Source organism: Paenibacillus agaridevorans (assembly GCF_018604145.1).
Lineage (GTDB): Bacteria > Bacillota > Bacilli > Paenibacillales > Paenibacillaceae > Pristimantibacillus > Pristimantibacillus agaridevorans.
Genome location: NZ_CP075889.1, coordinates 3,922,890 through 3,936,657, shown reverse-complemented (window position 1 = coordinate 3,936,657; position 13,768 = coordinate 3,922,890). Strand labels below are relative to the sequence as shown.

Genomic DNA, 13,768 nt, shown 5'->3' with positions numbered 1-13,768 from the left:
AGGCTCTGAATATGACTTACGTGATCGGAATCGACCTCGGCACCAGCGCGGTCAAAGCGCTTCTTGTGAACAAGGAAGGGACGGTTGTCGCCGAAGCTTCGCGCAGTTATCCGCTCTATCATGAGCGCTCCGGCTGGAGCGAGCAGCGGCCCGAGGATTGGGTGGACGCGACGCACGAAGCGCTGCGAGAGCTTGCTGCCAATGAAAACATCGATGCCGGCGCGATCGAAGGCATCAGCTTCTCGGGACAGATGCATGGATTGGTGCTGCTGGATGGCGAAGGCAAGCCTGTTCGCAACGCCATTCTGTGGAACGATACACGCACGACGGAGCAGTGCCGGGAGATCGAGCGGGTGCTTGGCGACAAGCTGCTTCGATTGACTCGCAATCCCGCATTGGAAGGGTTCACGCTGCCCAAAATATTGTGGGTTCGGGAGAACGAGCCAGCTTTGTTCCAATCGGCCGAGTCCTTCCTCTTGCCGAAGGATTATGTGCGATATCGGCTGACCGGACGTCGCCATATGGATTATTCCGACGCGGCGGGCACATTGCTGCTTGAAGTAGCGGAGAAACGCTGGAGCGATGAGGTGCTGGAGGCTTTCGGCTTGCCGGCAAGCTTTCCGCCTCCTCTTGTGGAATCTCATGAGCTGACGGGCACGCTGCTGCCGGAAGCAGCGGAGCGTTCCGGCTTAAACGTTGACACGAAAGTATTCGCGGGCGGGGCGGACAATGCTTGCGGCGCGATCGGGTCCGGCATTCTGTCGGAAGGTCTGACGCTGTGCAGCATTGGTACGTCGGGCGTCATTCTCTCTTACGAGGATGACAAGTCGAAGGACTTCGGGGGCAAGGTCCACTTCTTCAACCACGGGAAGGAGGATTCGTTTTATGCCATGGGCGTAACTCTTGCGGCGGGCTACAGCCTCAGCTGGTTCAAGAAGACGTTCGCGCCTGGAGAGTCCTATGACGAGCTGCTGGCCGAGGTTGGCGGGCTGCCGCCGGGAGCTGGCGGTCTGCTGTTCACGCCTTATCTGGTCGGCGAACGAACGCCCCATGCGGACTCTTCGATCCGCGCAAGCTTTGTGGGCATCGACGGCTCGCATGAGCGCAAGCATTTTGCCAGGGCGGTTATGGAGGGCATCACCTTCTCGCTAAACGAGTCCGTAGATATGTTCCGCGGCGCCGGCAAAAAGGTGGAACGCATCGTCTCCATCGGGGGCGGGGCGCAGAATCCCGTCTGGCTCCAGATGCAGGCCGACATTTTTGACGCGACGGTTGTGTCTCTGGAAAATGAGCAGGGACCGGGACTCGGAGCAGCCATGCTCGCAGCTTATGGATGCGGATGGTTTGACAGCCTGGAGGCATGTTCCGCGGCGTTCGTGAAGTACGCATCGGAATACGTTCCGAACCAAGAGGCAACGAATGCATACGTTGGTCTGTTCCGTGCCTATCAGCAAGTTTACGGCGCGACGCGCGAGCTTAACGAAACGCTCGCTGCATACCGGGCGTAAGAGCCGAGGAAAGCCCGACCGAACGATAAGCAATAAGCTGTTTGATTCTCCTGCGATCAGGGAACCAACGGCTTATTCGCGTTTTCCGGGCATCAGTCAGGCATGATTTACACGTGATTAGGCATCCTAAAAGCAGGAAATGACCAATTACAGCTATACTCGGAAGGAAGATGCAGGTTGTCCCACTTATCGGCGATAATGTTCGACTTCAGCGATGGCAGCAGCGCCGCGATGGCTCGCGAATTGCTGCTGGAGCTTGGCTACGATCCCGTTATGCATCATGAAAGCCGCATGCATATTCATGTGGAGGGAGGCGACTTGACGTCGGCTCTCGAGATTGCGCAGGCGCATGGCGGGCAACTCGTGGAACAAGCTCATATTGCCGAAGAAGCCGTGACCAGCTCTGCCTATGCGCTGGATGCAATCACTATTCCCGCCCATGTCGTCAATGAGGATTGGATAGACGCGGAAGGGGCGCGCAACAGGGATGAAGACGGCGTTATGACCAGCGAAGAGCTTCTGCCTGACGACGGCACGTACAATCATTTCTCGGGCGACGTCCATATCTAGGCCGGCATGCCGTCCCGCTCATAAGCGTCGAAAGAAGAGGGCTCCCCTTAACCTTGGTTCCAAGGTCGAGGAGAGCCCTCGCTCGTGCATGTCGATCTTTACCGTGCCAGCTCCATGGCCCTCTCGGCCGCGTGCCTTCCGGCGTTATACCCGGTCGTGAACGCGGCCGTTATATTGTAGCCGCCCGTATAACCGTGGATGTCCAGCACCTCGCCGCAGAAGTACAGTCCGGGCATTAGCTTGGACTGCATCGACCTTGGATCGATCTCCTTTAGATGCACGCCTCCGCCCGTCACGAACGCTTCTTCGATCGACAACGTCCCGTCGATGCGTACCGGAAATGCCTTGGCAACCCGAGCCAGCGCAAGCCAAGCTCCCTTGGGAATGTTATCGTACGTGATATCGTCCCGCAGCCCGGACTTGAGGAACATAATAGGCAGCATCCGCTCCGGGTAATACCCCTTCAGGACGTTTTTAATCGTTTTGCGGCTATCGGCCTTGCACAGGGCCAACGTCTCGGAGAACAGCTCATCTGCTGTCCGTTCGGGCATGAGATCGATAGTGGCTTTCACTTCGCCGCCGCCGTTTTTTCGCAGCTCCTTGACGACGAATCCGCTGCACCGAAGCGCGATTGGACCCGACAGGCCGAAGTGAGTGAAGATCATATCGCCTTCATGCCTGATAATGGGCTTTTCCTTGGCGTTTAAGATCGTCAGCGCGACGTTTCGAAGAGAGAGCCCCTGCAGCTCTTTGGCGAGAATGAAAGAGGATCTCGACGTAAGCGGCACCTCGGTTGGGAACAGCTCCGTAACGGTATGTCCGGCTTCCTCCGCCCACGCGTATCCATCTCCCGTCGAACCCGTGTGCGGAACGGACTTGCCTCCCACGGCGACAATGACGCTGCTTGCTTTAATAATCTCCTTGGATTTCAATTGCACCCCGACTGTTCTGCCGCCCTCGTACAACACGCGTTCTACCGGACTATTGACCCGGATATCTACGCGCAGCGATCGAACTTTGTTTACTAACGCATCGACAACCGTCTTGGCTTTATCGGTAATGGGGAACATGCGGCCGTTGTCTTCTTCTTTAAGAGCAATGCCCAGTCTCTCGAAAAAGTCCATAATATGCCGATTGCTGAAAACGGCGAGCGCACTGTGCAAATATTTGCCGTTCCCGGGGATATGCTTGATTAATTCGTCCAGCTCTTTGGCGTTCGTTACGTTGCATCGCCCCCCGCCGGAAATGCCGAGCTTCCTGCCAAGCCTGTCCCCTTTGTCCAGAAGCAGGGTTTTCGCGCCCGATTCTCCGGCGGAAACGGCAGCCATTAATCCCGACGAACCCGCGCCCGCAATGATTACATCATAACTCATATCTATTCTCCTAACGATTATTCATAATAACCAAAAAAGGCTCTATTCACGACGGCCGTTTACAGTATAATTTAATTATTATACATGAATGCGAGGGGCTGTAACAGGATGAGTCAACGTGGCAGCTATAACGATAGGGATGATGTGCAGCAAGGCATAGCGGATGATGGAATCGAAGCTTCGGATAAGGTTCGCCGAACGGAGTGGCGAGTGCTCGGTACCGGCGTAAACGATTTATTTGTGCGCGAATGGCTGCCTGCCGCAGGCAAGCCTAAAGCAGTCATCTGTTTGGCTCATGGGCACGGCGAGCATGGCGAACGGTATGCGCATGTTGCGAAGGAGCTGGCGGCAGACGGATATGCCATTATCGCCTACGATCATTACGGCCACGGCAGATCGCAAGGAAAGCGGGGGCATATGCTGTCTATGGAGGCGGCGATCGCCGATCTAACGTTGATGCTGGAGCAATGCGCGAAACGTCATGCCGAGATTCCGCTCTTCTTATACGGCCACAGCATGGGGGGGAATATCGCGTTAAATTGCGCGATCCGGACCAAGCCTGACCTTGCAGGGCTTGTTCTGACAAGCCCATGGCTAAGACTCGCCTTCAAACCTCCCGCAGTAAAAGAATGGCTCGGGCGCAGGTTGGCGACGTTCTGGCCCTCCCTGCCGATGTCCACCGGACTGAAGGAGGAAGACCTGTTCCGGCAGAACGGTACGGATGCGTCCGGATCCCGATCCATGAAGGGGGATCCGCTGAGTCATACCACTATTACGCCAAGGGCATTTACCGAAATTCAGGATGCCGGAGAGTGGGCGATCAAGCACGTCAACGAGCTTCATGTCCCCCTTCTGCTTCTGCACGGAACGGCAGACAGGGTAACCTCATACGCCGCAAGCAAGGAGCTGGCGGATGGAATGAGGGAGGGCTGCGACTGGAACCCGTGGCAGGATGGACTTCATGAACTACATAACGATCTTCAAGGCGGAGAAGCCATCGCTTGTATTAAGGCCTGGATGAACGACAAATTATAGAAAGCATTATACGTCGTCGATAAGGAGGCCTGTCATCTTTGCTGAAGGACTTATTGCTGCAATTCTTCTTATCGGTCCTTCCTATCTTCGCGTTTCTACTCTGGCACGACAAGGAGCGGGGCTGGAAGGGCTTTAAGCCGTTCATCGCGATTGCAAGCGGCGTAGCCATGGTAATGTGCGCGCTTACAACTTCGCTTGTTTTTGACTTTGACGTCGATTATCGCACGGTTCCGTTTCTGGTGGGATCTCTGTACGGAGGCTACAGAGCATTCGGGGCGCTTTTTGTCCTCTACGTGCTGCTGAGGCTGCCGACGCTGGACAATAATTTCGAAATCGTCGGATTTATCGTCTCGCTGATTGTATTTTCCATCATGCTGCTTACGATCATACGGAAATTTGAGAATGCCTCCAGCGTTAGCAAGGAACGAATCGGCCTCGTCATGGTATTAATCGTGGCGCTGGTTCGTATCGTGCTGACCAAATATTATTCGGACGCGTATCAGATGGAATGGACCTTGTTGGCAGGCTTCGAAGTAGCATTGTCGATAATAGGTCTGCTGCTTGCTTTTTGGCTGTCGATCTATATGATCGAGAGCATCAAGGAGAAGCAGCAGCTCTACGACGAAGTGGGTCAGCTGTCCGTCAACTACGGCAACGAGGTGCAGAAGCTGCAGCAATTTATCGATAACGCGCCTCTGGCTGTACTCATCGTGGACGGAAACGGCTTTATAACCCATGCCAATGAGGAATCGATCAAGCTGCTTGGCTTCAAGGAGGGATACCGAGACGTTGCCAGGCTCAAAAATACGCCGTTCCCGGAAGCCTTCGATCCGCAGCGAATGAAAGAAAGCGCCGATCTGCTGCATAAGGCGCTGGATGGCATGGATACGCCCACTTTGTCGATCGACGACGAGGGTTGGACGCTTATTCTGACAACCGTTACGCTAAGGGAGATCGAAGACAATCGGATTACGGGAGCAGCGCTAATTGCCAGCGATATTACGGAGCTTAGACAACTGCGCGACGAACGGGGCAGGATGGAGCGCCTCAGCCTTGTTGGCCAGATGGCAGCCAGCATTACTCATGAAATCCGCAATCCGATGGCGGTTATTCGCGGCTTCGTTCAGTTGATTCAAGAGCGCAGCCCCCAGAGTCAATTCGAATATTTCCGAATTATTATGGAGGAGCTTGATCGCGCCAATCTCATTATCAGCGACTTTCTATCGCTTGCGCAAAACCGGGAGCTCAAGATGGAGAGGGCGAATCTGCATCACACTATCAACGATCTAGTCCCGCTGATTAGCGCCGATGCCAATCTGCGCGGTCAGACGCTGGAGATTGTTTTATGCGAAGATATGCCCGATATGCTGCTTAATGACCGAGAAATGAAGCAACTGCTGCTTAATCTTGCACGCAACGGGATGGAGGCGATGGGAGACAAAGGCGTTTTGCGCATACATACGGCCTGGACGGCCGAGGAGGTCAGTATTCAAATTGCTGACGAAGGGGTCGGTATTCCCCAGGACAAGCTTGACCATCTGTTTGAGCCCTTTTATACGACCAAGACGCGCGGAACCGGTTTAGGCTTGCCTTTATGCCTCAGCATTGCGGAACGGCATAACGGCCGCATTGAGATACATACCCGGGAAGGAGAAGGAACGACGTTTGTCGTTTCCTTCGACATAAGGGAAAGCTCAGGCGGACATGCTAAGTAGCTTAACGGTCCTAACCGGCCTCCCATTTAGAATAGTCTCAGCCGCTCATCTTGAAGCTGGCAACCGGAGCAAGTGCTCCGGTTGCTTTATTTTCGTAAGGAGCGTTATAATAGTAGCAAAAATCACCACAATATAAAGGAGTGTTCATTATGTCTATGTCATTCGAACGATACATGCTGGATATGGTTCAACCGATGCGGGACGACTTAACGAAATTGGGTATCAAGGAGCTTCGCACGCCCGAAGAGGTCGAAGAGAACGTTCCGGGCGCAAGCGGTACGGCGCTGATCGTCATTAACTCCGTATGCGGCTGTGCGGCGGGACAATGCCGTCCTGGCGTGGCTGACGCGCTGAATCACGAAGTGACGCCGGATCATCTGTTCACGGTATTCGCCGGTCAGGACAAGGAAGCGACGGCTAAAGCCCGAGAATATTTTGCGCCGTATCCGCCATCCTCGCCTTCCATCGCCTTGATGAAAGACGGAGAACTGGTGCACTTTATCGAACGTCACCAAATTGAGAATCGTTCCGCTGCGGATATCGCGGCAGATCTGACGGATGCCTTCGACAAATACTGCACGAAATAGGAGCTAAATGATGAGCCTACAACAACAAATCATCGAACGACTCGGCGTTAAGCCGACTATTGATCCGGCAGCCGAAGTGCGTAAGCGCGTCGACTTCCTGAAGCAATACGTGATGAATTCCGGCACGTCCGGACTGCTGATCGCGATTAGCGGCGGCCTCGATAGCGCTGTCGCTGCGGGATTGTGCAAAATCGCGACGGACGAATTGAGCGAAGAGTCGGGCAAGGAATATTTGACGTTAGGCGTCTTTCAGCCTTACGGAGACCAATCCGACATTTCGGACAGCTATGCCGTAGCGGCTGCATTTGATCTTCGTTATAAGGCCGAGACCAATATCGAAGAAGCCGTAGACGAGATTGCCCTGGAGGTCGAGCACAGCTTCAAGCAGCTAGGCATTCCGCGCCATATTAGCCGGGGCGGCAAAGGCAACGTGAAAGCGAGAACGCGAATGGTCATGCAGTACGCCCTCGCATTCGATCTGAATTTGTTGGTCGTGGGCACCGATCACGCTTCCGAAGCCATTACGGGCTTCTATACGAAATGGGGCGATGGCGCGGTCGACATTACTCCGCTTAGCTCGCTTAACAAGCGTCAGGTTCGCCAGATCGCCGCTCATATCGGCGTACCGAAAAGCGTGCTGGACAAAGCGCCTACCGCCGGTCTATGGGACGGTCAGACGGATGAAGGCGAGCTTGGTATTTTATACGACGACAACAGCGCGTATCTCGAAGGCAAGCAAATCTCCCAGGAAGTCCAGGAGAAGCTGGAAAAGCAATATTTGAAGACGGAGCACAAGAGGTCCGGAATTCCGGGTATTTAAGTGCACATACATTCGGGGGTGTTGCCTTGATTATTGGAATCGGACACGACCTGACGGATGTGCTGCGCGTCGAATCGCTGCTGGACGGTGAACGTGGCGAACGATTTCTAAAGCGCGTGTTGACGGATGGCGAGCGAGAGCTGGCGAAGTCATACGCAGGGGCCCGGCTGCATCAATTCACGGCGGGCAGATTCGCGGCGAAGGAAGCCATCTCCAAAGCATTCGGCTGCGGAATCGGCGAACTCCTTGGCTTCCATGACATTGATATTTACCGAAACGAGGACGGCAAGCCGATATGCGGATTGTCGGAGGAAGCCTGGACAAGGCTTGGGCTTAATCCCGAATATATCGAGATTCACGTCACGATTACTCATGAACGTGCCATTGCTTCGGCATTTGTCGTCGTGGAGAGGATAAAGCGGTAACCTTCCGCCCATACTTGGAATGTAATGTTACAAGTATGATGCGGAAGGAGTTGCTTATGCTTATGACTAACGGTCAGAAGATCGGCAACCATGGTCCCGAGCCGAAACGCAGATATAAATCCGGACAAAGGGTTCAGTTCGAAGGCATATACCATGATGAGTGGGGCGGTTCATTGTTGCTGCTGCCGGGCGATGTGTTCCCGCTGCATCCGCATATGGGACATACTTGCTGGACCTACAAAAGGACATATGCACCGTCCGCGCGTTTAGAGAAAGCTTCGAATCGAAGCGGTCGGCATACCGCTGCGCGAAGAGCCGGTTTCCTGGACTAAGGGAGGCCGGCTTTTTTTGTGTTTTGAGAAATTTATGTAACCCTCACGTAGTCTGCACGCTTACGGATTTGGACAGGCCGGTTGCCAACCCGTTACTGTTTCCCGGCCAGCCATCCGGCGAGCCCCGCGATCTCTTCCTCGGATAACTGCTTGCCGAATGCAGGCATCATGCCGTCTTCGCTCCCGTCCCTGATTCGCGAAGCAATATCAGCAGCGGCGAGTCTTGCTCCTAGTTGCTGCAAATTCGTCTTCTCGCCTACACGTCCCTGCAGCTCGCTCCCATGACAAGACAGACAGCGAGATTGGAACAGCGCCGCCGTCTCGGGCGGGGCGTCGCTTAATGCTTTGCTTGTCTTCGAGCCCTGCATCGGGCCGCCGCAACCGGATAATATAGCAAGCAGCAATAAGCATGACGACACTGCAATTATTTGTTTTTTTCCCAGACCGGATTTCATCTCGGCCCCTCCTTCGACATCTAGCATATTGGAAAAGTGGACTTTTCGGCCAACCTCTAATAGAGTATAGTCAAAGACCAATGGATGAAACAACCCCTGCGTATAACAGACGGGGCATTAGGAAGGAACGGCACAGCTATGACTCAAACCGAATTACCGGATGCAAAAACATATTTCAGCACAGAACTGCTATCCTGGTACAGGCTTCAGAAACGAGACTTGCCTTGGAGACAGAATCAGGATCCCTACCGGGTATGGGTGTCCGAAATTATGCTTCAGCAGACAAGGGTGGATACCGTCATCCCTTATTATCAGGCATTCATGGCCCAATTCCCAACCGTGCAGGCTCTTGCCGAGGCGCCGGAAGAAGAAGTGCTCAAGCGCTGGGAGGGGCTCGGTTATTATTCGCGCGCCCGCAACTTGCAAGCTGGCGCGAAGATGGTGATGGAGCAGTACGGCGGCGTTATTCCGGACAGCCATGAAGCCGTATCCGGCTTGAGAGGCGTTGGCCCGTATACGAGCGGGGCCATCATGAGCATCGCGTTCAACCGTCCGTATCCGGCGGTCGACGGCAACGTAATGCGCGTCTTGTCCAGATACTTCTGTCTGGAGGACGATATCGCCAAGCCGGCTACGCGAGTCGGAATTGAAAAGCTTGCGGTCACTCTCATACCAGAAGGAGCCGCAGGTGATTTCAACCAGGCGCTAATGGAGCTTGGCGCGTTAGTCTGTACGCCGAAGTCGCCAGGCTGTCTGACCTGCCCGGTTATGGAGCATTGCGCGGGCCGGATTGCGGGCAAGGAGACGGTGCTGCCGATCAAGACGAAAGCAAAGCCTCCACGCGACGAATACCGGGTCGTTGCGATCGTGGAGCAAGAGGGCAAGGTGCTCGTAAGGCAACGTCCCCGCACGGGGCTGCTGGCCCAGATGTGGGAACTCCCACATGTGCTGCTGCCAGACACGGCTAAGGCGATGTTCGCCGCTGATGCACCGAAGAAGCAGTCTTACATGGCGGAGGCGCTGGTACGGGAGACGGAAGAAGCTTCCGGATTGTTCATTCGTCCGCAAGAATGGGTAATGGATGCCGAGCATGTGTTCAGTCATATTCATTGGCGGCTAAGGGTGTTCGGAGCAGATATGGGGCTGATCGGATTCCCTGGTTCAGTGGATAGCCGCGGAGGCGGCGGAGATATTGCGGCTGAGTCCTTATCCGCCTATACAACATCCACAGCGACGAGTACTATGACGGAGAGCGTGGAGCCAACGTTCGCTGGTCAGGATGGCATGACATACAGATGGATCGATAAGGCCGATATGGAAAAGCTGCCGTTCCCGAATGTGTTCATTCGCATTCTTGGACAATATTGGGGAGTTTAAAGGATTACAACGAATGGGGGAATGAATGATGGGAGATGCAACATCAATAAACGAGATGCTGGAGAAGCTGCTGGAGCACAAGATTGTAGCTATTTTGCGCGGAATTGAGGACGACACGGCCGATGGAGCTGCTGAGGCGCTTATAGAGGGCGGAATACGGCTAATGGAAGTTACGATGAATACCGCTGGAGCAACGACCATAATCGAGCGCTGGCGCACGAAATATGGAAATGCCGCATCCATCGGAGCGGGAACCGTTCTGGATGTCGACTATGCAAAGCGTGCAATCGATGCGGGGGCGCAATTTCTCATCTCGCCAAACCTTGACGAAGAGGTGATTGCCTACGGTCAAGAACGCGGAGTCGCGGTTTGGCCGGGAGTTATGACCCCGACGGAGATCGTAAGGGCGCTGAAGGCCGGAGCTGGCGCAGTCAAGCTGTTTCCTATGGGCACGCTGGGCATTGGTTATCTAAAGGAGATCAGAGGTCCGTTAGACACCGTTCCGATTATGGCAACGGGCGGCGTGGACTTGAGCAACATTAGAGATTATTTCGCGGCGGGAGCGGATGCGGTCGGGATGGGCGGCAAGCTGATCTCGCTGGATTGGGTGAAGGAAGGCAAATTGGATCTCGTGACGGAGCGGGCTCGTCATTTCACCGAGGCTGTACGGGACTTATGAATACTTCCGCCACTTACCAAAGCCATGGCTTGCGAATCTCGATCAATTGAACCCTTCCGAGTATGAAATGGTCATACAAGCCATATGATGGAAGGAAGAGAGCAAGAGCAAGGAGGCGGGTATGCGAAACGTAACGTCGAGACTTCTGGTGTTGGCCATAATTATACTGGCGGCTTATAGTCTGGAGCTGAAGCTGGATCTGTTTCCCTCCATATCGGACCCGGACGAGCCGGTCGCGGCCGTAAGCAAGCAACAAGTGAAGTTGAATACGCTGGACGGAACGGTCACGGAGTCGTCCGTCGCCGGGGAAGGACCTTACGACAAGCTGGAGCTGGAATTGGCCGCGGGATTTCAAGCCCGTTCCGAGCAATTCTCCGTCACTTACACGGGCAATCGGAAGCAACTGTCGGATAATATGACGGACATTATCCGGTCAGCGCTTATGCATGACGATTATTCCGCCTATATTCTGGAGTCCTATCTGTACACGATCAGGAGCTGGGGCAACAAGTCGACGATTGCCATAGAAGCGAAGTTCCGCGAGACGAAGGAGCAGTCGGCCGAGGTCGACGCCCATGTTGAAGCTACGCTGGCGAAGCTGATAACTCCGGGCATGAACGATCACGAGAAGGTCAAGGTGATCCATGACTGGATCGTTACGCATGTGGAATACGATCAGTCGCTCTCTTATTACACCGCATATGAGGCGATTACGCTTGGTACGACTGTCTGTCAAGGTTATTCGCTTCTGGGGTACAGGATGCTGGAGAAGGCGGGATTGGAAGTGCGGATCGCCGAAGGGACCGTCAATACGGGAGAACATGCCTGGAACATGGTCAAGCTGGATGGGATCTGGTACCACCTCGACTTGACTTGGGACGATCCGGTTGGAGCCGAGCCGGGTTCTCCGATTCGTTACAGCTATTATTTGAAAACGGATGAAGAGCTTCTCCTCGACCATGGGTGGACGCGCGAATATCCGGCGGCTGAAAACGCTTATGCGGACGCCTTGCAGGCGATGGAGCACGGCGGCAACGGCGAGCAAGCCCGTCTAGCGGCGAAGCTTAAGCTTGCTATCGGACTGCACTGGTTGGAAGAGAAAAATACGGTGCGCGGCAAGGACGCGCTTAAGACGACGATCGCCGGCGCCATCCACGACGGAGCAGGCGGCCTGCAATTCCGTTATACGGATGCGGACGGCTTTCCCGAAGCGCTCAAGGAAGCTTTCGATGATGCCCCGGTGGCTGTCGGCTATCGGGCGAGCTACGAGCCTTACGCCGGCGATGATTCCTTAATTGTCAATATTCAACTGGAATACCCTTGAGAGGCAGGAATAGACATGAGCGATAATCATACGGTGGCGGACGAAATTGCGTTATGGATGTTCAATGAACTGAAAAATGCGGGGATCCTGTATCAAGCGGCGGCCGTTGAGCACATTACGTCTCGTTATGGCGAACAGTATATTTACGTAAACGACAATGGTCATGCTTCCATCGACAAGGAAGTCAAGAAGGCGTTCAAGAAGCTGCATGGCGGCAAAGCGGCTTGGGATCGGGACGCGTTTTTTTGGGGATGGACGTCGGCGATTCGAACTTAACTGACAGGCAACAGCAACAAAACCGTCTGCCGACTCCGGCAGACGGTTTTGTTGCTAAAAACTTCAGGAGTTTAACCCTGACCGCCTCGCGCTGCCGTCATTTGCTGCCATACGGAACCGGCAGCCTCTTCGCCGCGCAGGATGCGCTCCAGCGCAATCTGCGCCTGCAGCTGGATCTCGAATTCGGGATCCTTCGCCGCCTCCTTGAGAGCCTCCACGGCCGTCTCGTCGCCTGCTTCGTACAAGAAGCGGGCCGCGCGCCAGCGCACGAGCTTGTTTTTGTCGCCGAGCGCCTTGATCATGGGTCCAATCGCGGCGGGATCTCCGAGATCGGACAAGGTGTCGCCTGCGGTGCGACGAACGGAAGCAGAAGCGTCCTGTAGCGCTTCGAACAGGAGCGGCATCGCCTCCGGCGACTTCAGATCGCCGAGGTAGATGACGGCCAGCCTGCGCACGGACGCATTTTCGTCGCGAATTGCCCGGTCCAGCAGCGGCAGTCCTTCCGGAGCGCTGACATAACGGTCCAGAGCGGCGTATCGGCTCTGCCAGTCCGGAGCTCCGAACGCCACAGTCGCTTCCTCCAGGCTGAGCGGAGCAGGACGGGGAGCGACGGGCGCCGATTCTTGTCCGTCCGTGCCGGCTGTTCGCGCTGCTTCTACCAGAGCGTCCAGCCTGTCATCGGTATAAGACGCGTCCAGCTCGCGCACAATCTCCGCGGCTATCTCTTCGGGCTCGCCGTACCTGACGCCGAATTCCTCCAGCATCCGTTCGCGAATCATGGAGGAGCCCGCCGCCCGGCCTACCGCTTCTCCGAATTTATCGGGAAGCGCCGAACGCGTCTCTCCGTCGTTCATCCGCACTCGCACTTGCATGGGAATGCCTCTGTACATCTGAACCAGCACTTGAGCTTCGCCGTACCCGGAGCCCATGCCTTTGCTTGTATCGGTCCCGTCAGCCGGGATGCCGTCGCCTTGCAGCAGCTCGCGGGCTTCGCCTAATATTCGGGCCCAGTCGGCGCCCGGCTTTCTGTCGAGCGCAATAAAGTCGGCCGTGCGGAACACGCTGCGCACCCCGTCAATCCGCAGCAGTTCGTTATAGGGATGAGGCGCGGCATCCGCCTCCTTGACGGTATATGTTAATCTTCTTCCGCGCGCCAGCGACTCGTCTACATTGAGCTTCATGGAGTTTGGGCTTGGCGTCGGTTCTATCGACAATAGTTTCATAAATGCGTACCTCCTTTCCTCCTACTATACCACGCATGGCATCGATTTTCTAAAAATGGCATGGAATAC

General features: G+C 55.1%; 15 protein-coding genes. 12 read left to right on the top strand and 3 right to left on the bottom strand.

Annotated features, from left to right (window positions below):
* Positions 1-11: 11 nt before the first annotated feature.
* Together xylB and KJW29_RS16660 are read left to right on the top strand one after the other, a co-directional pair.
* Positions 12-1,508 carry a xylulokinase gene (gene xylB / locus KJW29_RS16665; protein ID WP_214630605.1) on the top strand — a complete coding sequence of 499 codons (1,497 nt, stop codon included), beginning with the start codon at positions 12-14 and terminating at the stop codon, positions 1,506-1,508.
* A gap of 177 nt (positions 1,509-1,685) precedes the next feature.
* Positions 1,686-2,078, top strand: coding sequence for a hypothetical protein (locus KJW29_RS16660; protein WP_246608748.1), 393 nt, complete (start codon positions 1,686-1,688; stop codon positions 2,076-2,078).
* Positions 2,079-2,176: 98 nt separating this feature from the next.
* Here KJW29_RS16660 and KJW29_RS16655 read toward each other — a convergent pair whose 3' ends face one another.
* Complete coding sequence (locus KJW29_RS16655; protein ID WP_214630604.1) at positions 2,177-3,451, bottom strand: BaiN/RdsA family NAD(P)/FAD-dependent oxidoreductase; 1,275 nt, start codon at positions 3,449-3,451, stop codon at positions 2,177-2,179.
* A 108-nt stretch (positions 3,452-3,559) separates the two neighbouring features.
* Between KJW29_RS16655 and KJW29_RS16650 the strand changes: the two genes are divergently transcribed.
* The 6 genes from KJW29_RS16650 (at position 3,560) to KJW29_RS16625 (ending at position 8,365) form a co-directional block, all read left to right on the top strand.
* Positions 3,560-4,486: an alpha/beta hydrolase gene (locus tag KJW29_RS16650; RefSeq protein WP_214630603.1), complete on the top strand. Its 927-nt coding sequence runs from the start codon at positions 3,560-3,562 to the stop codon at positions 4,484-4,486.
* A gap of 38 nt (positions 4,487-4,524) precedes the next feature.
* Entirely contained in the window at positions 4,525-6,201 is a 1,677-nt protein-coding gene (locus KJW29_RS16645; protein WP_214630602.1) for an ATP-binding protein, read from the top strand.
* 149 nt (positions 6,202-6,350) lie between these two features.
* Complete coding sequence (locus tag KJW29_RS16640; protein ID WP_087566114.1) at positions 6,351-6,788, top strand: BrxA/BrxB family bacilliredoxin; 438 nt, start codon at positions 6,351-6,353, stop codon at positions 6,786-6,788.
* Between the two features lie 10 nt (positions 6,789-6,798).
* A complete protein-coding gene (nadE, locus tag KJW29_RS16635) occupies positions 6,799-7,608 on the top strand; it encodes an NAD(+) synthase (protein ID WP_214630601.1) in 810 nt (269 codons plus the stop codon).
* Between the two features lie 26 nt (positions 7,609-7,634).
* Positions 7,635-8,033 carry a holo-ACP synthase gene (gene acpS, locus KJW29_RS16630; RefSeq protein WP_087566116.1) on the top strand — a complete coding sequence of 133 codons (399 nt, stop codon included), beginning with the start codon at positions 7,635-7,637 and terminating at the stop codon, positions 8,031-8,033.
* A gap of 62 nt (positions 8,034-8,095) precedes the next feature.
* Complete coding sequence (locus KJW29_RS16625) at positions 8,096-8,365, top strand: hypothetical protein (RefSeq protein WP_143810216.1); 270 nt, start codon at positions 8,096-8,098, stop codon at positions 8,363-8,365.
* A gap of 92 nt (positions 8,366-8,457) precedes the next feature.
* Here the strand turns inward: KJW29_RS16625 and KJW29_RS16620 are convergent, their stop codons facing one another.
* Positions 8,458-8,820, bottom strand: coding sequence for a c-type cytochrome (locus KJW29_RS16620; RefSeq protein WP_214630600.1), 363 nt, complete (start codon positions 8,818-8,820; stop codon positions 8,458-8,460).
* A 138-nt stretch (positions 8,821-8,958) separates the two neighbouring features.
* Here KJW29_RS16620 and mutY point away from each other — a divergent pair, with 138 nt between their 5' ends.
* The 4 genes from mutY (at position 8,959) to KJW29_RS16600 (ending at position 12,476) form a co-directional block, all read left to right on the top strand.
* Positions 8,959-10,197, top strand: coding sequence for an A/G-specific adenine glycosylase (gene mutY / locus KJW29_RS16615; RefSeq protein ID WP_214630599.1), 1,239 nt, complete (start codon positions 8,959-8,961; stop codon positions 10,195-10,197).
* Positions 10,198-10,222: 25 nt separating this feature from the next.
* The gene (locus KJW29_RS16610; RefSeq protein WP_246608747.1) at positions 10,223-10,876 is read left to right on the top strand and encodes a bifunctional 4-hydroxy-2-oxoglutarate aldolase/2-dehydro-3-deoxy-phosphogluconate aldolase; all 654 of its coding nucleotides are present in this window, start codon (positions 10,223-10,225) and stop codon (positions 10,874-10,876) included.
* Positions 10,877-10,997: 121 nt separating this feature from the next.
* Entirely contained in the window at positions 10,998-12,200 is a 1,203-nt protein-coding gene (locus KJW29_RS16605; protein ID WP_214630598.1) for a transglutaminase domain-containing protein, read from the top strand.
* 15 nt (positions 12,201-12,215) lie between these two features.
* Positions 12,216-12,476 carry a DUF6953 family protein gene (locus KJW29_RS16600; protein WP_214630597.1) on the top strand — a complete coding sequence of 87 codons (261 nt, stop codon included), beginning with the start codon at positions 12,216-12,218 and terminating at the stop codon, positions 12,474-12,476.
* A 71-nt stretch (positions 12,477-12,547) separates the two neighbouring features.
* On the opposite strand, the gene KJW29_RS16595 is transcribed toward KJW29_RS16600, so the two are convergent.
* On the bottom strand, positions 12,548-13,699 hold the full coding sequence (locus tag KJW29_RS16595; RefSeq protein ID WP_087566123.1) for a conserved virulence factor C family protein: 1,152 nt from the start codon (positions 13,697-13,699) through the stop codon (positions 12,548-12,550).
* Between the last annotated feature and the right edge of the window lie 69 nt (positions 13,700-13,768).